17 protein-coding genes are annotated in these 21717 nt (G+C 72.7%); 10 read left to right on the top strand and 7 right to left on the bottom strand.

What is annotated here, in order from left to right; genetic code table 11:
- The first annotated feature begins 26 nt into the window (after nucleotides 1–26).
- Both KF823_09920 and KF823_09925 read left to right on the top strand, forming a co-directional pair.
- Entirely contained in the window at nucleotides 27–1892 is a 1866-nt protein-coding gene (locus tag KF823_09920; protein MBX3726223.1) for a diguanylate cyclase, read from the top strand.
- Between the two features lie 68 nt (nucleotides 1893–1960).
- Nucleotides 1961–5476, top strand: coding sequence for an indolepyruvate ferredoxin oxidoreductase family protein (locus tag KF823_09925; GenBank protein MBX3726224.1), 3516 nt, complete (start codon nucleotides 1961–1963; stop codon nucleotides 5474–5476).
- A 67-nt stretch (nucleotides 5477–5543) separates the two neighbouring features.
- Here KF823_09925 and KF823_09930 read toward each other — a convergent pair whose 3' ends face one another.
- The 5 genes from KF823_09930 to dbpA all read right to left on the bottom strand — a co-directional run bounded on the left by KF823_09930 (nucleotide 5544) and on the right by dbpA (nucleotide 12717).
- Nucleotides 5544–7913, bottom strand: a complete 2370-nt coding sequence (locus KF823_09930; protein ID MBX3726225.1) for a hypothetical protein — start codon at nucleotides 7911–7913, stop codon at nucleotides 5544–5546.
- Between the two features lie 273 nt (nucleotides 7914–8186).
- Nucleotides 8187–9875 (bottom strand): serine hydrolase, encoded by a 1689-nt coding sequence (locus tag KF823_09935; GenBank protein MBX3726226.1) that lies wholly within the window; start codon nucleotides 9873–9875, stop codon nucleotides 8187–8189.
- Between the two features lie 80 nt (nucleotides 9876–9955).
- A complete protein-coding gene (locus tag KF823_09940; GenBank protein ID MBX3726227.1) occupies nucleotides 9956–10666 on the bottom strand; it encodes a pseudouridine synthase in 711 nt (236 codons plus the stop codon).
- A gap of 139 nt (nucleotides 10667–10805) precedes the next feature.
- Entirely contained in the window at nucleotides 10806–11165 is a 360-nt protein-coding gene (locus KF823_09945) for a DUF1428 domain-containing protein (protein MBX3726228.1), read from the bottom strand.
- A gap of 175 nt (nucleotides 11166–11340) precedes the next feature.
- Nucleotides 11341–12717, bottom strand: a complete 1377-nt coding sequence (gene dbpA / locus KF823_09950; GenBank protein MBX3726229.1) for an ATP-dependent RNA helicase DbpA — start codon at nucleotides 12715–12717, stop codon at nucleotides 11341–11343.
- A 201-nt stretch (nucleotides 12718–12918) separates the two neighbouring features.
- On the opposite strand from dbpA, the gene KF823_09955 reads away from it, so the two are divergent.
- The 8 genes from KF823_09955 to coaE all read left to right on the top strand — a co-directional run bounded on the left by KF823_09955 (nucleotide 12919) and on the right by coaE (nucleotide 19752).
- Entirely contained in the window at nucleotides 12919–13275 is a 357-nt protein-coding gene (locus KF823_09955; GenBank protein MBX3726230.1) for a YciI family protein, read from the top strand.
- 89 nt (nucleotides 13276–13364) lie between these two features.
- Entirely contained in the window at nucleotides 13365–14579 is a 1215-nt protein-coding gene (locus tag KF823_09960; GenBank protein MBX3726231.1) for an RNA polymerase sigma factor, read from the top strand.
- A 67-nt stretch (nucleotides 14580–14646) separates the two neighbouring features.
- A complete protein-coding gene (locus tag KF823_09965) occupies nucleotides 14647–15588 on the top strand; it encodes an ABC transporter ATP-binding protein (protein MBX3726232.1) in 942 nt (313 codons plus the stop codon).
- Entirely contained in the window at nucleotides 15585–16346 is a 762-nt protein-coding gene (locus tag KF823_09970; GenBank protein MBX3726233.1) for an ABC transporter permease, read from the top strand. The genes KF823_09965 and KF823_09970 overlap by 4 nt, the downstream gene beginning before the upstream one ends.
- Nucleotides 16343–16744: a hypothetical protein gene (locus KF823_09975; GenBank protein MBX3726234.1), complete on the top strand. Its 402-nt coding sequence runs from the start codon at nucleotides 16343–16345 to the stop codon at nucleotides 16742–16744. The genes KF823_09970 and KF823_09975 overlap by 4 nt, the downstream gene beginning before the upstream one ends.
- Before the next feature lie 47 nt (nucleotides 16745–16791).
- Nucleotides 16792–18021 carry a spore maturation protein gene (locus KF823_09980; GenBank protein ID MBX3726235.1) on the top strand — a complete coding sequence of 410 codons (1230 nt, stop codon included), beginning with the start codon at nucleotides 16792–16794 and terminating at the stop codon, nucleotides 18019–18021.
- Nucleotides 18022–18160: 139 nt separating this feature from the next.
- Entirely contained in the window at nucleotides 18161–19039 is an 879-nt protein-coding gene (locus tag KF823_09985) for a prepilin peptidase (protein ID MBX3726236.1), read from the top strand.
- 26 nt (nucleotides 19040–19065) lie between these two features.
- Nucleotides 19066–19752: a dephospho-CoA kinase gene (coaE, locus tag KF823_09990; protein MBX3726237.1), complete on the top strand. Its 687-nt coding sequence runs from the start codon at nucleotides 19066–19068 to the stop codon at nucleotides 19750–19752.
- Nucleotides 19753–19779: 27 nt separating this feature from the next.
- Here coaE and KF823_09995 read toward each other — a convergent pair whose 3' ends face one another.
- Nucleotides 19780–20382 (bottom strand): YdeI/OmpD-associated family protein, encoded by a 603-nt coding sequence (locus tag KF823_09995; protein ID MBX3726238.1) that lies wholly within the window; start codon nucleotides 20380–20382, stop codon nucleotides 19780–19782.
- A gap of 253 nt (nucleotides 20383–20635) precedes the next feature.
- Nucleotides 20636–21712: a thiamine phosphate synthase gene (locus KF823_10000; protein MBX3726239.1), complete on the bottom strand. Its 1077-nt coding sequence runs from the start codon at nucleotides 21710–21712 to the stop codon at nucleotides 20636–20638.
- Between the last annotated feature and the right edge of the window lie 5 nt (nucleotides 21713–21717).

Below are 21717 nucleotides of genomic sequence, written 5' to 3' on the forward strand. Positions count from 1 at the left end.
TGTCCCCGGCCGGGTCGGTGTGGGTGGTGTCCGGCCTGCTGGCCGGCCTGCTGGTCGCAGTCGCCACCGTGGTCGCCCAGCCACCGCCGGCGTCCGAGGATTGCGAGGCGCTGAGCAACAGCGATCCGGCCGCCGCCCATACGCTGGCCGAGCGGCAGCTCGCCGCCCCCGGCCTGGCGCTGGAGGGCGAGATCCAGGCGCGGATGTGCCTGGCCTGGTCGCATGTGCGCACCGGCCAGGCCGAGCAGGCCCGCGCCGAGGCCGACCGACTGCTGGAGCTGACCACCCGTGAAGGCCTGTCGCCGGCGATGGTGACCGCGGCCTTGCGCCGCGCCGGCAGCGTGCATTTTTCCCTGGGCGATCGCCATGCCGCCGTCGACCGCTTCGTGCAGGCCCTGGAAATCGCCGACGAGCACGGCCTGGACAACGAGCGGATCGGCCTGCTGACCAACCTCGGCATCGCCCGCGGCAGCCTCGACGAGGGCCTGCAGGCGCAGGCGCACTTCGAGGAGGCGCTGCGCCTGATGGAGGCCACCGGGCACCGCCAGCACGAGCCGCCGCTGCTCAACAACTACGGCCTGTCCCTGGTCCAGAACGGCGAGCCCGGCCGCGGCCTGCCGCTGCTTGAGCGGGCGCTGGAACTGGCCGAGGCCCAGGGCAACCGGGTTGGCATCGCCCACGTCACCCACAGCATCGGCTTCGCGCTTCGCCAGCTCGGCCGCCTCGAGGAGGCCGAGGCCAGCCTGCGCCGCGCCCTGGCCGAGCGGCGCGAGATCGGCGCGCGCGCCGGCGAGGGCGCGACCCTGCTGGAGATTGCCCGGGTCGAACAGGCGCGCGGCGAGCTGGCCGCCGCCCTGGCCGACGCCGAGGCCGCCGTGGCGCTGGCCCGGGAGACCGGCGACGAGACCACCGAGCGCGACGGCATGCACACGCTGTCGACCCTTTATGCCAGCCTGGACCGGATCCCCGAGGCCTACCAGGCCGAGCGCCGCAACAATGAGCTGCACCTGCGCTTCGCCCGCGAGCAGAACATCCAGCGGCTGGCCGAACTGGAGGCTCGCCTGCGCTCGCAGATGGATCGCCGCGAGCTGGAGCTGCTGCGTCGCGACAACGAGATCCAGGCCCTTCAGCTCGAGCGCGACCGGCTGGCCCGGCGCTACGGGATCGGCCTTCTGGCACTGATCGTGCTGGCCGCCGGGCTGGCCACCTGGCACCAGCGTCGGGCCAACCGGCAGCTTCGCCACGCCAATGCCAAGGACGACATGACCGGCCTGTCCAATCGCCGGCATATGACACGGGTGCTGGACTGGCTGCAGGCGCACCGCGGCACTGCCGCCCTCCAGGCTGGGCCGGTGCGGGCGGGCGTGCTGTTCCTGATCGACATCGACCGCTTCAAGTCGATCAACGACCGGTTCGGCCACGAGGTCGGCGACAAGGTGCTGGTCACGGTCGCGCAGCGCCTGCGCGCCAGCACCCGCGGCGGCGACCGCGGCGGCGACCGCCTGTGCCGCTGGGGTGGCGAGGAGTTCCTGGTGGCCGCCCCCGACCTGACCGAGCAGCAGGCACTGGACATGGCGGAACGGCTGCGTTCGCTGGTATCGGCCGCGCCAGTGACCCTGGACGGCGGGGCGTCGGTGCCGGTTTCGGTGTCGGTCGGCTTCGCGCCCTGGCCGCTGTTCGAGGGCGGCGCCACGCTGCCCTGGCTGTTGACCCTGCGCCTGGCCGACCAGGCGCTGTACCTGGCCAAGGATGCCGGCCGCGACACCTGGGCCGGGTACTGGGGCGGCATCTGGCCGGCTGGCCGCGACGCCGACGGGTTGGCCCGGGACCTGGCCCAGGCGCTGCCCGCGCTGCTCCGCGACGGCGCGTTGCGCCTGCGCCGGCCGCCCTGAGGACGGCCGGCGGCCACCCGGGGACGGGCTGTTAGAATGCGCGACCCCCGCAAGCCGGTTTCCGCGCCATGTCCGCCAGCCTTTCCGCGCCCGCGATCGATGCCGGGTACACCCTCGAGCACAAGTACACCCGCACCCAGGGCCGGATCTACCTGAGCGGCGTGCAGGCGCTGGTGCGCCTGCCGCTGATGCAGCGGATGCGCGACCAGGCCGCGGGGCTGAATACCGCCGGCTTCATCTCCGGCTACCGTGGCTCGCCGCTGGGCGGCTTCGACCTGGAACTGTGGCGTGCCCGCAAGCACCTGTCAGCGGCCGCCGTGAAGTTCGTGCCCGGCCTCAACGAGGACCTGGGCGCGACCATGGTCTGGGGCAGCCAGCAGGCCAATCTGTTCCCCGGCGCGAAGCACGACGGCGTCTATGCCATGTGGTACGGCAAGGGCCCGGGCGTCGACCGTTGCGGCGACGTCTTCAAGCACGGCAACGCCGCCGGCACCTCGCGCCATGGCGGTGTGCTGGCCCTGGCCGCCGACGACCACGCCTGCCGCAGCTCGACCCTGCCGCACGGCTCCGAGCACGAGTTCGTCTCGGCGCTGATGCCGGTGCTCAACCCGGCCGGCGTCCAGGACATCCTCGACATGGGCCTGCTCGGCTGGGCGATGAGCCGCTTCACCGGCCGCTGGGTCGGCTTCAAGACCATCGCCGAGACCGTCGAATCCTCGGCCAGCGTCACCGTCGACCCGCACCAGCTCGACATCGTGGTGCCGGGCGACTTCCCGCTGCCGCCGGGCGGCCTCAACATCCGCTGGCCGGATCCGCCGCTGGACCAGGAGATGCGCCTGCACCAGTACGCGGTCGACGCGGCGATCGCCTTCGCGCGCGCCAACGGCATCGACCGCACGGTATTCGACTCGCCACGTGCGCGGCTGGGGATCGTCACCACCGGCAAGAGCTACCTGGACGTGCTGCAGGCGCTGGAATACCTGGGCATCGACGCCGAGGCCTGCCGCGACATCGGCATCCGCGTCTACAAGGTCGGCATGACCTGGCCGCTGGAGCCGGCCGGCATCCGCGAGTTCGCGCGCGGCCTGGAGGACATCGTCGTCGTCGAGGAGAAGCGCGCCTTCATCGAGTCGCAGATGAAGGAGGCCATGTACAACTGGGACCACGAGCGGCGCCCGAGCATCGTCGGCAAGTACGACGAATCCGGCGACTGGATCCTGCCCAGCACCTCGGAACTGACCCCGGCGCGCATCGCCCGGGTCATCGCCGGGCGGTTGGCGCGCTTCTTCAGCAGCGAGCGCATCGAGCAGCGCCTGAAGTGGATCGCCGCCAAGGAGGCCGAGCTGGCCCTGCCGCGGCCGGTGTTCCCGCGCGCCGCGCACTACTGCTCGGGCTGCCCGCACAACACCTCGACCGTGGTCCCGGAGGGCTCCCGGGCGCTGGGCGGCATCGGCTGCCACTACATGGTCACCTGGATGGACCGGCGCACCGACACCTTCACCCAGATGGGCGGCGAGGGCGTGACCTGGTGCGGGCAGGCGCCGTTCACCAGCGAGAAGCACGTCTTCCAGAACCTCGGCGACGGCACCTACTTCCATTCCGGCTCGCTGGCGATCCGCCAGGCGATCGCCGCCGGCGTCAACATCACCTACAAGATCCTCTACAACGACGCGGTGGCGATGACCGGCGGCCAGCCGGTCGACGGCACCCTGACCGTGCCCGACATCGCCCACCAGGTGCGCGCCGAGGGGGTGGCCACGATCGTCGTGCTGTCCGACGACATCGGCAAGTGGAGCCGTCCGGAGATCTTCCCCGAGGGCGTCGAGTTCGCGCCCCGCGAGCGGCTGGACGAGGTCCAGAAGCGCCTGCGCGAGACCCCCGGCACCACCGTGCTGATCTACGACCAGACCTGCGCCGCCGAGAAGCGTCGCCGCCGCAAGCGCAAGCTGATGGTCGACCCGCCCAAGCGGGTCATGATCAACTCGCTGGTCTGCGAGGGCTGCGGCGACTGCGGCGTGAAGTCCAATTGCGTGTCGGTGCTGCCGCTGGAGACCGAGTTCGGCCGCAAGCGCAGCATCGACCAGAGCAGCTGCAACAAGGACTATTCCTGCGTCGAGGGCTTCTGCCCCAGCTTCGTCACCGTGCACGGCGGCGCCCTGCGCAAGCCGAAGCCGCGCGCCGGCGCGATCGACCCGGCCGCGCTGCCGATGCCGTCGCTGCCGGACCTGGAGCTGCCCTGGAACATCCTGGTCACCGGCATCGGCGGCACCGGCGTGGTCACCATCGGTGCCCTGATCGGCATGGCCGCGCACCTGGAAGGCAAGGGCACCAGCGTGCTCGACCAGACCGGCCTGGCCCAGAAGGGTGGCGCGGTCACCACCCACGTGCGCATCGCCCGGCGGCCCGACGACATCCACGCGGTGCGCATCGCCGCCGGCGAGGCCGACCTGGTGCTGGGCTGCGACATGGTCGTGGTCAACGACTACTGGGCGTTGTCGAAGATCCGCGCCGACCGCTCCAACGTGGTGCTGAACACCTACGAGGCGATGCCCGGCACCTTCACCCGGCAGCCGGACATGCAGTTCCCGGCCGCCGACATCGTGCAGGCCGTGCGCACCGCCCTGGGCGGCCGCGACCCGGCCCTGGTCGACGGCAGCGCCCTGGCCACCGCCCTGCTCGGCGACGCGATCGGCGCCAACCTGTTCATGCTCGGCTACGCCTGGCAGAAGGGCTGGGTGCCGGTCGGCCTGGACGCGCTGATGCGTGCCGTGGAGCTCAACGGCGCCGCGGTCGAGATGAACCGCAAGGCCTTCACCTGGGGCCGCATGGCCGCGGTCGACGTCGCCGCCGTGCAGGCCGCGGCGGCCGGCGAGGAGGTCGCTGCCGAGGTGGTCGCGCTGCCGATCGACGACCTGCGCCTGTCCTCCGGCCTGGACGAGCTGATCGCCCGCCGCGAGCGCTTCCTGACCGGTTACCAGAACGCCGCCTACGCGGCGCGCTGGCGCGCCCTGGTCGAGCGCGTGCGCGTCGCCGAGCAGCAGGTCGCGCCCGGCCGTAGCGCGCTGACCGAGGCGGTCGCCCGCAACGCCGCCAAGCTGATGGCCTACAAGGACGAGTACGAGGTCGCCCGCCTGTACACCAGCGGCGAGTTCCGCCGGCGCCTGGAGCAGACCTTCGACGGCGACTACAAGGTGCGCCTGCACCTCGCCCCGCCACTGCTCAGCCGCCGCGACGCCGACGGCCACCTGGTCAAGCGCGAGTTCGGGCCATGGCTGCTGAAGGCCTTCGGCCTGCTGGCGAAGCTCAAGGGCCTGCGCGGCACCTGGCTGGACCCGTTCGGCCACACCGCCGAGCGGCGCATGGAGCGGCGCCTGGTCGAGGAGTACTTCGCCACCGCCGACGAGCTGCTGGCCGGCCTGGCCCCCGACAACCATGCCCTGGCGGTGGAGATCGCCTCGATCCCGGCCGACATCCGCGGCTTCGGGCACGTCAAGGAGGCGCACCTTGAACGCGCCCGGGCACGCTGGACCGAGTTGATGGCCCGCTGGCGGGCGCCGGTCCCGCGGCTGCGCTCGGCCGCTTGACCCGGTGGAAACCTGTCCGGTCTGATCGATCCATGCACGGCCCGCCCGGGCCTTGCGTCGTGCGAGCTCAGTCGAAGTCGGCCACCAGCAGGGCATCGATCCGGAGCAGGCTGACCACGCGGTCGGCAGGGCGGCCGACCACCAGCAGATCCCGGACGGGGTCGTAGGCGTGCCGGAGGTGGTCGCCGACGCCGGTGGCCGTGGTTGTCCCGAACACCGCGAAGTCCGGGTGCAACATGCCGATGGTGGCGTGGCCCCCGCGCAGCAGCGCGACAGCGCCGCCGTTGAGGATGCCGGCGCCATCGAAGCGGGGTGCCGCGACCACGAAGTGGTCGCCATGGACGTGGATGTCGCCGACGCCATCGCCTTCCACCGTGCCGACCAGGGCCAGCTCCGGCGAAAGCACGCCGGTGACGCCGCGCCTGCCGTCGCCCCACACCACCGCGCCCTGCTCCAGCAGCAGTCCGCCCCAGCCGTCCCAGCCGGGGGCGTTGACCACGTAGTTCCCGTTCGCCAGCGGCCATACCACCGGGCTGCCGGAAAACGAATTGATCGGGAAGTCGCCGGTGTTGGCCCCGATCAGGGAATTGCCGGGTGAAATCGCACCGGTCCGACCGGTGCTGCCGTCGATCCAGGTGATTGCGCCGACATCGGCAGTGTCGCCGTGGTCCCAGGCGGGCGCACCGACCACGAGGTTGCCATTGGCGAGGGGGAACAGGCGCATGCCCAGGCCATCCTGGATCGTGCTGCCAACCAGGGAGTTGCCGGCGCTGACGGGACCCAGCACCGGCTGATCCGGCGACATCCAGGTGACCGCGCCGGCCCGGAATGCGTCACCGTTTGCCCACCTCGGGCTGAGGATGGCGACGTTGCCGTTGGCGAGCACCGTCGCCCCGCCGAAGCCGACCAGGTCGCTGGCCTGCGCGCCGACCAGCGAGTTGGCGGCGGACACCGGACCGGTCAGCCCGCCAAGGCCGTCGCCAACGCTGATCGCGCCGACTCGTGGGGACGTCGGGCTGGACCAGTAAGGGCTGACCACCACGTATCGGCTGTCGGGCAGCACCACCAGGCTTTCGGCGATTGTGTCGCCCGGCAGGCTGCCCACCAGCGAGTTGCCGGTTCCGACTTCCGCGGCCAGGCCGGTCCATCCGTCGACCCAGGTCACGGCACCGGCGTTGGCCGCCGCGCCGTTGCGCCAGTAGCGCGTGGCGGTGACGAAATGTCCGTTCGGCAGCGCCTTGATGTCGCTGCCCACCCGATCGCCCGGTTCGCTTCCCAGCAGTGCCGACGTCGGATCCAGGATGCCGGTCGGCAGGGCCCCCGCCTGGAAAAGCAGCACTGCGCCCCGCTGGTCGGGGCCGAAACGCGGCACGCCCACCGCGAGGTTGCCGTTGGCCAGGGGTTGCACCAGACCCTCCCCCAACCGGTCGCCGGGGTGCATTCCGAACAGGGAGTTCCCGGGATCCACCGCGCCTTGCAGTGGCTGGGGTCCGTCGATCCAGGTGAGCGCGCCGACATCGGACAGACCATCGCGATCGGCGAACGGGCTCCTCAGGACGTAGCGACCCTCGGCCAGCAGGATGGGCTGCCCCCCGCCCACCTGATCGCCGGCGTGACTGCCGACCAGGGAGTTGCCGTCGCCCACCACGCCGCGCACACCGCTGCTGCCGCTGCCGAAGGTGACGGCGCCGGCGTCAGGCAGCCCATCGAGATCAACCAGGGGACTGCGCACGACGAAATCGCCCCCCGGCAATTCGGTGATCGTGTGATTCAGGCCGCCCGAGGAGCCCACGGCATCATGGGTCCGGGTTCCGACCAGGGCATTGTCCGCCGACACCGGCCCGACCACTCCGAGGTCGCCATCGGCCCAGACCACCGCCCCGGCATCGATGGCGTCGCCGTTGTCCCACAGCGTGCTCTGCACGATGTAGTTGCCGTTGCCCAGCACCAGGATGCCTTGCGGCTCGCCGATCCGGTCGTTGGCGCTGCTGCCGACCAGGGAGTTCGCTGCCGACACCTCGCCCGACAGGCCGGCGTCGCCATCCACCCAGGTGACCGCACCGGCGCCCTCCAGTCCCTGGTGACGAAAGTGGGGGCTGAGCACGATGAAGTTGCCGTCGCCCACCTCGCGGATGCCGTGGCTGCCAACGCAGTCCCCGGCCATCGCGCCCGTAAGCGTGCTGATCAGTTCGCCATCGGGCCGGTACAGCGACACCGAGCCGACCGCGGTACCGAACACCCCGCAGTCGCGTACCACGATGTTGCCATTGCCGAGCAGGTGCACGCCGGTTCCGAAGCGGTCGCTGCCGGGTGGCGCAGCGATGTCGATCTGCTGCGCCACAGCCGCCGCGATGAGCGTGCCGCAGCCGAGCGCCCCGGCCAGCAACGTCCGGAAGTGCCAGGCGCCAGTCGAGAGGGCAGGGCTGTTGCAGGCCACGCGCGCGTATCCTCGTGACGGCCGGGGGTTGCGGCCATCCTAACCCGGATATTCCGTGAGGCCGCTGCTGCGGCCACCGATCTCCGCGCCCTGGCGCGGTCCGCTTCCATCGGCCAGTTCGACTCGGCATCGGCTACGCATTCGCCGTGCAGCGGTCCGCCATCCGCAGTTCAGCGCGATCGCGACGGCCTCGCCACGCGTCCTCAAGGGATATCCCCGGTCAACCCAGGCAGCCGGGCACCCTGTTGCTGCGCGGCCTCGGTGCCTGGGTGTTCAGTCCGATCGGCGCCGGGCCTCGATGCGCGCCGAGCCCTGCATCAGGGTCGCGGTCTCGACCGCGCCGGTGGCCGGGGCGAACTCGAATGCGGCGTCGACTTCGGTAATGAACAGGCGGCTGGCCGATTCGGCATGGAGCTGGAAGGCCGGCTGGCCGGGTACCTGCACGCGCAGCGTGTCGGACTCGTCGAAGAACACCTTGAAGGTGAGCTCCTCCCCCGCATAGTCGCCGACCAGGCGCTCGAGCGCCGCGCGCGGCAGCTCTATGCCGGTGCGCGCCTCGATCGAATCGTCGGTGCGCGGCCACAGCTCGCCTTCGCCCTCGCCGTCGGCGAAGAAGCGCATCGCGGTCGGCTTGCCGTCGGCGTCGCGTTCGATCGCCAGTCGGCTGAGCGAGTCGGCGAACGCGAAGCTGTCGTTGCCGACCGGGATCAGCGGGAACGCCATGCCGCCGCTGCGCTGCGAGGTCAGCGCGCCGTCCTTGAAGCGCAGCACGCGGGCATTGTCGGCATCGAGACGGTAGACGCCCTCCAGGGACTTCAGTTCGTCGTCGGGTACCGGCACCGGGGTCAGCGCCGGGTAGGGATCGCCCAGCGCCAGCGCCGCCAGCCGGCGCGCCAGCACGCCGACCGCCTGGCCGCCGCTGGCGTCGGCATTGCGCAGCACGGCGACGGTGATGTCGGCCTCGGGCACGTACACCAGCAGGGAGATGAAGCCGTGGATGCCGCCGCCATGCTCGAGCGTCGTCCGGCCGCGCACGGTGCCGGCCTGGATGCCGTAGCCGTAGCGCTGCGGCGGCTCGGCGGCCTTGCCCTCGGGCGCGATCATGCGCGCATAGGTCGGCGCGGACAGCACCTGGCCGCCATGCAGGGCGCGGTTCCAGCGCCACAGGTCGTCGACGGTGGAGACCAGGGCACCAGCGGCATGCGGCTGGGTCATGCTCAGCGGTGCCGCCACGGTGTGGCCGCCGTCGGCGCCGGCGCTGTAGCCGCTGACGTGACCGGCGATGACCTGCCTGGTGGCGCCGGAGCGCGTCCGTTCCAGTGCCAGCGGGCGGAGCAGGCTGCGTTCAAGCCAGCGGTCCCAGGCCATGCCGCTGGCCTTCTCGATCACCGCGCCGACCAGGACGTACCCGGAGTTGTTGTAGTTCCAGCCCTCGCCGGGGGCGAAGTCGACCGGTTGGTCGGCGAACACGGCGATCAGGGCGCTGGTGTCGAGATCCCTGCGGATCTCCTGGTCCATGTAGCCGGCGATGCCTGTGTAGCTCTTGATGCCCGAAGTGTGGTTGAGCAGCTGCGCGACGGTGATCGCCCCGCCGTTCGGGTAGTCGGGCAGGAACTTGGCCAGCGGGTCGTCGAGCGCGACCTTGCCTTCGTCGACCAGCTTCAGCAGGCCGGCGGCGGCGATCTGCTTGGTGACCGAGCCGATCCGGAACACGTGGTCGGGCGACAGCGGCACGCCCAGCTCGATGCTGGCCATGCCGCGGGCATCGCGGAACAGCACGGTGTCGCCCCGGGCCAGCAGCACCGCCATGCCGGGACCGGAGGGATCGCGCACTGCAGCTTCCAGCAGCTGCGAGGCGGCTGCCTCGATGTCGGGCGCCTCGCTGCGGGCGGCGGCCGACTGGGGCAGCGCTACGAAGAGGGCGGGCAGCAGGCAGGCCAACAGGCGAGCTGTTGAAGTCATGGGTGAATCTCCCTGGAACGGTATCCCCGAGTCTGGGTGCCAGCGGCGCCCGGCGCACCTGCCGGAAGCCATGGCCGGGCTCACCAGTCGCTGCGCCCGGGCAGCAGGCCGGCCAGCTCGGCGGCGGTCAGGTTGCGCCACTGGCCGGGCTTGAGCGTGCCCAGCTTCAGGTTGTCGATGCGCACCCGGCGCAGCTGCGTGACCCGGTAGCCGAACGCCGCGGCCATCAGTCGGATCTGCCGGTTCAGGCCCTGGGTCAGCACGATGCGGAAGCCGTACTTGGCGATCCTGGCGGTTCGGCAGGGCAGGGTCATCTCGCCATGCACGCGCACGCCGCGCGCCATGCCGGCCAGGAACTCCGGCGTCACCGGCTTGTTGACCGCCACCAGGTATTCCTTCTCGTGGCGGTTCTCGGCGCGCAGGATCTCGTTGACGATATCGCCGTTGCTGGTCAGCAGGATCAGCCCCTCGGAATCCTTGTCCAGGCGGCCGATCGGGAAGATGCGCTGCTCGTGGCCGACGAAGTCGACGATGTTGTCGCGCACGCCGGACTCGGTCGTGCAGGTGACGCCGACCGGCTTGTTGAGCGCGATGTAGACGTGGGCGCGTCCGGCGCGCACGGTCCGCGCCGGCAGCGGCTGGCCGTCGAGCAGGACCTCCTCGCCCGGCGCCACCTCGGTGCCGATGCCGCCGCGCCGGCCGCCGACGGTCACCCGGCCGGCGGCGATCAGCCGGTCGGCCTCGCGCCGGGAACAGAAGCCGGTGGCGGCGATGTGCTTGTTCAGGCGCATGGCGCGGGTTCCGGGCGGGGCATTGTGCCACCCGGCCCGCGGCCGCGCGCGGCACCCAGCCGGCCGCTGCCCGGCCCCGGCAGCGCAGCGGAGCGCGGCGGCGTCGCGCCGCTCCGCGCGGTCCGCCGCCAGGGCGCCGTCAGGCCGCGACCAGGGTCTGGAAGCCGCCGTAGGCCATGCGCCGGCAGTCGAACGGCATGGCCTCCGGCGACATCCCGGCCAGGCGCGGGTCGTTCATCACCAGGGCGTTGATGCGGTCGCGCTCGGCGCGCGAGGCGAACTCCACCCAGGCGAACACCACGGTGTCGTCCGGACCGGCGCCGGACAGCTCGGTGAACGGCAGCATGCCTTCCACGGCCAGGTCGTCGCCGGCGCACTCGCGGTAGGACAGCGCGCCGTGCTCGCGCCAGACCGCGCCGGCCCTGGCGGCGATCTGCCGGTACTCCTCGAGGCGGGCGCGGGGGACGGGAAGGACATAGCCATCGACATAGGTGGACATGGGACGCTCCTTGCTGGACGGGGCGGCCGCGCCGCCGGGATTTGCCCCATGGTCGAACCGGCGCGGGCTGGATCGACCGGCGATCCGGTCCGGCGCGGGACAGCGGCTTCGCGGCCCAGGTCAGCCCGCACTCTCGTCCTGACCCCGGCGCCAGTCGGCTGCCGGCGGGTCCGGCTCAGACCAGCCGCACGCGGCGGCTGCGGCCCTTGATGCGGCCGGCCTGCAGGGCCGCGGCGGCGGCCTTTGCCAGGTCGCGGCGGATGGCGACGTAGGCGCGGGTGGGGAACAGGTCGATGCGGCCGATGGCCTCGGCAGGTACCGCGGCGGCACCGGTCAGCGCGCCCAGGATGTCGCCGGGGCGCAGCTTGTCGACGCGGCCGGCGTCGATGCGCACGGTCGCCATCGCCGCACGTGGCGCCGCTCGCGCCGCGCCACCGACGGGCAGGCCGGTCGGCGCCCAGCGCGGTTCGATGCCCAGGGCGTCGCGGATGCGCTGTGCGCGCGCCATCTCGGCCGGCGCCACCAGGCTCAGCGCCAGGCCGGTGCGGCCGGCGCGCGCGGTGCGGCCGACCCGGTGCGTGTAGGCGTCGGCGTCGGAGGGCAGGGCGTGGTTGACCACGCAGTCCACCTCGTCGATGTCCAGGCCGCGCGCGGCGACGTCGCTGGCGACCAGCACCGACAGGCTGCCGTTGCCGAAGCGCAGCAGGGTCTCGTCGCGGTCGCGCTGCTCCATGTCGCCGTGCAGGGCGAGGGCGTCGAAGCCCTCGTCGCGCAGGCGCGCGGCGACCTCGTCGGCCTCCTTGCGGGTGTTGCAGAACACCACGGCGGCGCGCGGCCGGTTGACCAGCAGCAGGGCGACCAGGGCGTCGTTGCGGCGGGCCGGGTCGGTCTCGTGGAAGACGTGCTCGATGCGCGGCTGCTGGCCGGCCTCGTCGACGGTGACCTCGACCGGCTCGTGCAGCGTGGTGCGCGCCATGGCGCGGATCGCGTCCGGCCAGGTCGCCGAGAACAGCAGGCTCTGGCGGCCGGACGGCAGCCGCCGCACGATCGCCTCGATGGCCTCGGCGAAGCCCATGTCCAGCATGCGATCGGCCTCGTCCAGCACGAAGCCGGCGATCGCGTCCGGGTCGATCAGGCCCTGCTCGAGCATTTCCAGCACCCGCCCCGGGGTGCCGACCACCACCTGCGGCGGCTGCACCAGGGAGGCGCGCTGCGGTGCGGCCGGCACGCCGCCGGTGACCAGGGTCAGCTTGACGTTGCCGATGCCGGCGGCGAGCTTGCGCAGGCTGCGCGCCACCTGGTCGGCCAGTTCGCGGGTCGGGCACAGGACCAGGGCCTGGGTGCGCAGCAGGCCCGGCTGCAGCCGCTGCAGCAGGCCCAGGCCGAAGGCGGCGGTCTTGCCGCTGCCGGTCGGCGCCATCGCCAGCAGGTCCTGGCCGGCGAGGATCACCGGCAGGGTGCGGGCCTGGATGGGCGTCGGCGTGGTGTAGCCGGCGGCGGCGACCGCCTGGCGCAGGGCGGGGTCGAGGGCGAGGGTGTCGAAGGAATCCATGCGCAATGATCGCAGCAACCGGCGCCAGGCGCGCGGCGGCGTGCTTGCGGCCTCGTCCGGGCGCGGGCAGGCTGGGCCCTGCCGCAGGGTGCCGCGCGCCGGTCGATCCGCGCCGCGTCCGACCGACCAGCCGGTGAGGCTGCCGGATTCCTTCGCCGGTCGACCCGCCCGTCGCACCAGACCGTCCACAGGAGCGTTGCCATGAAGTACCTGCTGCTGATCTACAACGATGCCGCCCTGCTCGACGCCTTGCCGCCCGAAGAGTTCGAGCACCGCCTGGCGCACTGCTACGAGCGCGCCGGCGAGCTGATGGCCGACGGCCGCCTGCTCGGCTCCGAGCGGCTGGAGAAGCCGGAGACCGCCGCCACCGTGCGCATCCGCGACGACGAGCTGGCGGTGACCGACGGCCCGTTCGCCGAGACCAAGGAGTACCTGGCCGGCTTCAATGTCGTCGAGGCGCGCGACATGAACGAGGCGATCCGCCTGGCCGCCGGCTTTCCCTGGGCGCGCACCGGCAGCGTCGAGGTTCGGCCGATCGCGCAGTCCCTGCCCGGCTGAGCGAGCCGGACCGCGATGACGAAGACGCGCCGCCGGACGCTGCCGTGCCGGCCCTGAGCCCGGCCGCCGTCGCGGCCGCCCGGGCGGCGGTGGAGTCGGCCTGGCGCGAGCATTCCCGCCACGCGCTGGCCACCCTGGTACGCCTGCTCGGCGACTTCGACCTGGCCGAGGAGGCGCTGCACGACGCCTTCCGCGCCGCGCTCGAGCAGTGGCCGGCGCAAGGCGTGCCCGGCAATCCCTACAGCTGGCTGGTCTCGGCCGGCCGCTTCAAGGCCATCGACCAGATCCGCCGGCGGCGCCGCTACGACCTCGACGATGGCCGCATCGCCGAGCGGGTCGCCGCCGCGGACGGCGACCCGGCCGAGGCCGAGATCGACGCGGTCGGCGACGACCGCCTGCGCCTGGTGTTCACCTGCTGCCATCCGGTGCTGGCGCCGGAGGCGCGCGTCGCCCTGACCCTGCGCGAAGTCTGCGGCCTTGCCACCGAGGAGATCGCGCGCGCCTTCCTTGTGCCGGTGCCGACCCTGGCGCAGCGCATCGTGCGCGCCAAGGCGAAGCTGCGCCAGGCCCGGGTCGGCTACCAGGTGCCGGGGCACGCGGAGCTGCCGGCGCGCCTGGCCAGCGTCCTGCAGGTGGTCTACCTGGTGTTCAACGAGGGCCACAGCGCCAGCGCCGGCGCGCAGGCGGTGCGCCACGACCTGGTCGAGGAGGCGATCCGCCTGGGCCGCCTGCTGGTCGCCCTGCTGCCCGAACCCGAGGCGGTCGGCCTGCTCGCCCTGATGCTGCTGCACGCCTCGCGCCGTCACGCCCGCATCGGCGCCGACGGCGCCCTGGTGCTGCTGCCCGACCAGGACCGCGGCCGCTGGGACCGCGCCCTGATCGACGAGGGCCTGGCCCTGGTCCGCCTGGCCCTGCGCGCCCGGCCGCCGCGCAGCTATGCCCTGCAGGCGGCGATCGCCGCCGTGCACGCCGAGGCGGCGACCGCGGAGGCCACCGACTGGCCGCAGATCGTCGCCCTCTACGACCTGCTGCTGCGCGTCGATCCCTCACCCGTGGTCGCGCTCAACCGCGCCGTCGCGGTCGCCGAGCGCGACGGCCCGGCGCCGGCCCTGGCCCTGGTCGACGACCTGCTCGCCGAGGGGGCTCTGGCCGGCTACCACCTGGCCCATGCCACCCGCGCCGAACTGCTGCGCCGGCTGGACCGTACCGACGAGGCGCGCGCCGCCTACCAGCGTGCGCTCCGCCTGGTGCGGCAACTGCCGGAACGCGCCTTCCTGTCCGACCGGCTGGCGGCACTGCCATGACCACTGGCGGGTGGTTGCCCGGTCGGTGGCCGACTAGGATTCCCGGCCTGGCCCGAAAGGAGCGGCAATGAATCCCGACGACGACGTCATCCTCGACATCCAGGGCCTGGACAAGCGCTATCGCGACGGCCTGGTGGCGCTGCGCGGCGTCGACCTGCATATCCGGCGCGGCGAGATCTTCGCGCTGCTGGGGCCGAACGGCGCAGGCAAGACCACGCTGATCAGCATCGTCTGCGGTCTGGTCAACGCCAGCGCCGGCACGGTGCGGGTGGACGGCTTCGACATCGTCCGCGACTTCCGCCAGACCCGGGCGCGGATCGGCCTGGTGCCGCAGGAGCTGGCGGTGGACGCCTTCGAGACGGTGCGCGCCACGGTGGCGTTCAGCCGCGGGCTGATGGGTCGGCCGCCCGACCCCGGCCATGTCGAGCGGGTGCTGCGCCAGCTCTCCCTGTGGGACAAGCGCGACGCCCAGGTGCGCACGCTGTCCGGCGGCATGAAGCGGCGGGTGCTGATCGCCAAGGCGTTGGCGCACGAGCCGTCCCTGCTGTTCCTTGACGAACCCACCGCTGGCGTCGACGTCGAGCTGCGCCACGACATGTGGGCGATGGTGCGGGAGTTGCGCGAGCGCGGCACCACGGTGGTGCTGACCACCCACTACATCGAGGAGGCCGAGGAGATGGCCGATCGCATCGGCGTGATGCGCCGCGGCGAGCTGGTGGTGGTCGAGGAGACCGCCTCGCTGATGCGCCGCCTGGGCAGCCGCCAGCTGACCGTGGTCATGCAGTCGCCGCTGCCGGCCGTGCCGCCGGCCCTGGCCGACCTGCCGCTGTCGCTGTCCGACGACGGCGTCACGCTCACCTACAGCTTCGATGCCCAGGCGCAGTCCAGCGGCATCGCCGACCTGCTGCGCCGGCTGGCCGGGCAGGGCATCGACGTGCGCGACCTGCACACCTCGGAGACCTCGCTGGAGGACATCTTCGTCGGCCTGGTGCGGGAGGCCGCGGCATGAACGGCCACGCGATCCTCGCCATCTACCGCTTCGAGATGGCGCGCACCTTCCGCACCCTGATGCAGTCGATCGCCTCGCCGGTGCTGCAGACCACGCTGTACTTCGTGGTGTTCGGCGCCGCCATCGGCGCGCGCATGGGCGAGGTCGACGGGGTCAGCTACGGCGCCTTCATCATTCCCGGCCTGATCATGCTGTCCCTGCTCAGCGAGAGCATCGGCAACGCCTCGTTCGGCATCTATCTGCCCAAGTGGTCGGGCACGCTCTACCAGGTGCTGTCGGCACCGGTGTCCTGGATCGAGGTGGTGATCGGCTACGTCGGCGCGGCGGCCAGCAAGTCGATCCTGCTCGGCCTGCTGATCCTGCTGACGGCCCGGTTGTTCGTGCCCTACGAGATCGCCCATCCGCTGTGGATGATCGCCTTCCTGGTGCTGACCGCGGTCAGCTTCAGCCTGTTCGGCTTCATCCTGGGCCTGTGGGCCGACAACTTCGAGCAGCTCCAGGTGGTGCCGCTGATGGTGGTGACGCCACTGACCTTCCTGGGCGGCGCCTTCTACTCGATCAGCATGCTGCCGCCGGTCTGGCAGACCATCACCCTGTTCAACCCGGTGGTCTATCTGGTCAGCGGCTTCAGGTGGAGCTTCTTCGGCATCTCCGACGTCAACGTCGGAATCAGCCTGGCCGCCATCTGCGGCTTCCTGGCGCTGTGCCTGGGGCTGGTGTGGTGGATCTTCCGCACCGGCTGGCGGCTGCGGCCATGACCGGCCCCGGCGCGCCGCGCCCGTTGCTGCGCGATGTCCTGCGCTTCCAGCTCAAGCTGCTGCTCGATGCCCTGCGCGACGTGGCGCTGAGCCCGCTGTCGCTGGCGGCGGCCGCCCTGGACGGACTGAGCGGACGCCGCGACCGCGATGCCCTGTTCTACCGCCTGCTGCGCGTCGGCCGGCGCAGCGAGGACTGGATCGACCTGTGGGGTGCCGCGCGCGAGCCCGGCCAGCCGCACGCCGCCAATGTCGACGACCTGCTCGGCCATGTCGAGGCGGTGCTGCGCGACCCGCGCACCGGCCCGCGCCGCGCGCGGGCCATGCAACGCTGGCTTGAGCGCGAGCGGCGCCGGCGCCTGGCGCCGCCGTCCGGCGACCGGGGCGGACCCGCTGACTGAGCGGGCCCGCGCATGCCATCCTTCGCCCTGGCGAAGCGGAAGCGCGCATGCTCAACGGACTGTGGCTGGCCTTCTTCCTGACCGCGGCGGTGGCCGGACTGGCACGCTGGCTGGTCGGCGGCGAAGCCGAGGTGTTCGCTGCCATGGTCGCCGCCCTGTTCGACATGGCGCGGCTGTCGGTCGAGGTGATGGTGCTGCTGTTCGGCACCCTGACCCTGTGGCTGGGACTGCTGAAGATCGCCGAGCGCGCCGGCCTGGTCGACGCCCTGGCGCGGGCGCTGGGGCCCTTGTTCGCGCGGCTGATGCCCGAGGTGCCGCGCGGCCATCCGGCGATCGGCCTGGTCACGCTCAACTTCGCGGCCAACGGCCTGGGCCTGGACAACGCGGCGACGCCGATCGGCCTGCGTGCGATGCGCGAGCTGCACACGCTCAACCCGCGGCCGGACACCGCGTCGAACGCGCAGATCCTGTTCCTGGTGCTGAACGCCTCGTCGCTGACCGTGCTGCCGGTGTCGATCTTCATGTACCGGCTGCAGCAGGGCGCGCCCGACCCGACCCTGGTGTTCCTGCCGATCCTGCTCGCCACCAGCGCCTCGACCCTGGCCGGGCTGCTGGTGGTCGCCGTGGTCCAGCGCCTGCGCCTGTGGGATCCGGTGGTGCTGGCCTGGCTGGGCGGCGCCGGCCTGCTGCTGGGCGGCTTCATGGCGGTGCTGGCGACGCTGACGGCGACCGCGCTGGCGGCGTTGTCCTCGCTGCTCGGCAACCTGGTCCTGTTCTCCGTGATCGTCGCCTTCCTGCTGACCGGCGCGCTGCGCCGGGTGCCGGTGTACGAGGCTTTCGTGGAAGGCGCGCGCGGCGGCTTCGAGGTGGCCCGCGACCTGCTGCCCTACCTGGTCGCCATGCTCTGCGCGATCGGCGTGCTGCGCGCCTCCGGGGCGCTCGACTACCTGCTGGACGGCATCCGCGCCCTGGTGCTGTTGACCGGCGCCGACGGCCGCTTCGTCGATGCCCTGCCGACCGCCCTGGTCAAGCCGTTCTCCGGCAGCGCCGCGCGCGCCATGCTGATCGAGACCATGCAGACCCACGGCGTCGACAGCTTCCCGGCGCTGGTCGCCGCGACCATCCAGGGCAGCACGGAGACGACCTTCTACGTGCTCGCCGTGTACTTCGGCGCGGTCGGCATCCGCCGCGCCCGCCACGCCGTCGGCTGTGCCCTCGTCGCCGAGGCCGCCGGCGTGATCGCCGCGATCGCCGTGTGCTACCGGTTCTTCGGTTGAGCGGCGGCGGTCCGACCGCGGTCACGGGCTCGACGGGCGCGCACCCGGTATCGGGTGCGCGGGCACTCGGGCCTGGCGCCGCACGCTGGCCTCGTCGTCCGCCAGGCCGCACAATCGCCAAGTCCTGGGAACCTCGCGCATGGATCTGACCCTGTTCGCCGCCGACAGCCCGCTGGCGCCCTGGTGGCCGCTGATCGCCGCCGTACTCGGCGCCATCGTCGGCAGCTTCCTCAACGTCGTGATCCTGCGCTTCCCGCCGCGCCTTGAGTGGAGCTGGCGCCAGCAGGCCCGCGAGTTCCTGGCGCTGCCGGCGCCGGCCGACGATCCGAAACCGCCGGGCCTGGTGGTGGCACGCTCGCAGTGTCCGTCCTGCAAGGCGCCGATCCGCGCCTGGCAGAACGTCCCGGTGCTGAGCTGGCTGCTGCTGCGCGGCCGCTGCGCCGCCTGCGCCACGCCGATCTCCTGGCAATACCCGCTGGTCGAGCTGGCCACCGCCCTGGCCTCGCTGGCGGTCGCCCTGGCCTTCGGCTTCAGTGTGCAGGCGCTGGCGGCGCTGGCCTTCACCTGGGCGCTGGTGGCGCTGTGCGGCATCGACTTCCGCACCCAGCTGCTGCCCGACCAGATCACCTTGCCGTTGTTGTGGGCCGGCCTGCTGCTGGCCCTGGCCGGCGTCTTCGTGGGACCGGTGCAGGCGATCCTGGGCGCCACCGTCGGCTACCTCAGCCTGTGGAGCGTGTACTGGCTGTTCCGGCTCGCGACCGGCAAGGAGGGCCTGGGCTACGGCGACTTCAAGCTGCTCGGCGCGCTCGGCGCCTGGATGGGGCCGGCCGCGATCCTGCCGATCGTCCTGCTCGCCAGCATCAGCGGCGCATTGATCGGCGGCCTCTGGCTGGCCCTGCGCCACCGTGGCGAGAGCAAGCCGTTCGCGTTCGGCCCCTACCTTGCGATCGCCGGCTGGCTTTACCTGGTCGCCGGCGAACGCCTGGTCGGCTGGTACTGGAACCTGATCGGCCTGTGAGCGGCGGCGGCATCGAGGCGGTGTTGATGCGAAGTGCCGACGGCGGCCCGGCGCCGCCGCTGCTGGTCGCGGTCACCGGCGGCATCGCCAGCGGCAAGAGCGCGCTGACCAGCCGCTTCGAATCCCTGGGCGTGCCGGTCGCCGATGCCGACCTGGCCGCCCGCGAAGCGGTCGCGCCAGGCAGCGAGGGGCTGGCCGAGGTGGTCGCGGCGTTCGGCCCCGGCGTGCTCGGCGGCGACGGCGCCATGGACCGCGTCGCCATGCGCGCGCGCGTGTTCGCCGACGCCGAGGCGCGCCGGCACCTGGAGGCGATCATCCATCCGCGTGTGCGCCGTCTGCTGCGCGCGCAGGTGGCCGCCTGGTGGCAGCCCTACGGCCTGCTCGCCATCCCCCTGCTGGCCGAGAACGCCGCCGCCTATGTCGATGTCGACCGCGTCCTTGTGGTCGATGTCGCCCCGGAGGTCCAGATCGAGAGGCTGGTGCGTCGAGATGGCGTCGCCGAGTCGCTGGCGCGCTCTATCCTGGCCGCGCAGGCCAGCCGCGAGGTCCGCCTGGCGCTGGCCGACGATGTCCACGACGCCAGCGGACCGATCGAGGCGCTCGATGCCCGGGTGCTGGAATTGCACGCGCAGTACCTGGAGCTTGCCCGGCGCAAGCGCGACGGCGGCCTGCCGCCGCCGAGGATCCGTGCCCTGGCGGGGGGGCATCGCTGAACCGGGTTGCCGCGGCCCGACCGTGGATCAGCAGTTCTCGTACTTCCAGTGCCGGGCCTTGCCCTCGGCCAGCCAGGCCACGGCCTGCTCGATGCGGTTGCGGCGGGTCGCCTCGCGTTTCGCCTCGACGATCCAGTCCACGTAGTCGCGCCGCTTGCCGGGCGGGAAACCTTCGAAGGTGGCGCGGGCAGCGGGGTTTGCCGCCAGGGCCTCGACGAGATCGGGCGGCGGCTGCGGTGGCGGCTTCGGGGCTGCCCGTTTGCGACCGCCGCCGGGCTCGCCGGCCGCGCCCAGCGCGCGCGCCTGGCGCAACAGGGCGGCCATGGCAGGTCGTGGCGGCAGGTCGGCGACGCTGGCCAGCCGCCCGAACTGGCCCATGGCCTCGCTGCCGGCCTCCTGCGCCATCACCCGGGCGCCCTGCCACAGGTTGAACGCGACGTGCTGCTTGAACGCCGCCATCACCGCCAGCAGCTTTCCCTTGCAGGTGAACGCCGGCGCGCTCCACTTCAAGGTCTCCTCGGCATCCGGGCAGGCGGCGTGCACGCGCGCGCGCAGCTCTTCCAGGACGGGCCGCGCGAACGGCGCGGCGCGGGCGATGTAGGCATCGATGCGAGGATCGGGCACAGCCATGGTCGGCTTCCTGGGCAGCGGGCGCCAGGCCAGCATAGTCGCCCTGTCCGTGGGCGGGGCGGGTGTGCGGCGCAGGGGCCGGGGTGCGGCAGACCCGGCGCAGCGCTGGCTCGAGCGTTCGACCTGGGCGGGTGGCGCATCGATTCAGCCGGGTGAAAAAGCCACCCGCAATGGCGACGGAGTCGCAAGTGGTGGACTGCCGGCGTCCCACGACTTGCGCACCCGGCAGCGGCGCAGCCGCCCTGCGGTGGGTTCAGCGCCGGGGCCAGAATGCCGAGATGCCGGCCACCCCATGGGCGCCCGCGGCGCGGGCACGTGCCAGGTCGCCGGGAGCGAGCCCGCCCAGCGCATAGACAGGCAGGGGCGCGTCGTCCAGCAGCCGCTGCAGGCCGTCCCAGCCGAGCGGCGCCGCATCGGCATGGCTGGCCGTGGCCTGTACCGGAGAAACAAGGGCGGCGTCGCAGCCCAGGGCCCAGGCCTGGCGTAGCTGCGTGGCGTCATGGCAGGCAGCGGTCAGCCAGGCGCCGGCCCTGCGACGGTGCCGGGGTGGCGTATCGCCACCGTCGTCGTCCACGGCCGTCTGCCAGGCCTCGAAGCCCGGCAGCCGACCGGCCAGGGCCGGTGCCAGCAGGCGCGAGGGCAGGTGCAGGCCGACCCCCAGCCGGGCGGCCAGCGCAGGCCGGCCATTCAGCAGGACCGTGGCGCCGGCCTCGCGGGCGGGACCGGCCAGGGCCAACAGCAGCGCTTGCAGCGCCGGGTCGTCCGCGTCGGCAACGCGGACCTGGAGAAGTCGGGCGCCCGCGGCCAGCGCCTGCAATGCGCCGGCCAGCATTCTTCCGACGCCCTCGGCGCCCGGATCGGGGCTGATCGCGCAAAGGGACGGCAGGCGCAATCGGGCGGCGATCGGCCAGTCGGCTGCCGGCATGGCCTGGCGATCAAGGTCGTCGACCGCAACCCAGGCCAGGTCCTGGCCTTCCAGCGCCCGTACCGGGCCTGTCCAGGCGGTCGCCTCGAAGGCATGCAGGCGAAGCCGGCGGCCGGCTTGCGCGTGGGTGGTGCACCCCAGGGCCGCGAGGTCGTGCAGCTCGACGCCGAGCTCTTCGCGCAGTTCGCGCGCCAGCGCGGCCACCAGCGACTCGCCGGCATCGGGCTTGCCGCCGGGGAATTCCCACAGGCCGGCGAGCGGCCGGCCGGGCGGCCGCCGGGCCAGCAGCACCCGCCCGCGGTCGTCGCGAATGATGCCGGCGACCACCTCCAGCAAGGGCGCGTCGCGATCGGCACGCGGCGCCTGCGCGGGCCCCGCTCCGTGCGGTCGGCGGGGCCCGGTCATGCCTG

The organism is Lysobacterales bacterium (assembly GCA_019634735.1).
In the GTDB taxonomy this organism is placed as follows: domain Bacteria; phylum Pseudomonadota; class Gammaproteobacteria; order Xanthomonadales; family UBA2363; genus Pseudofulvimonas.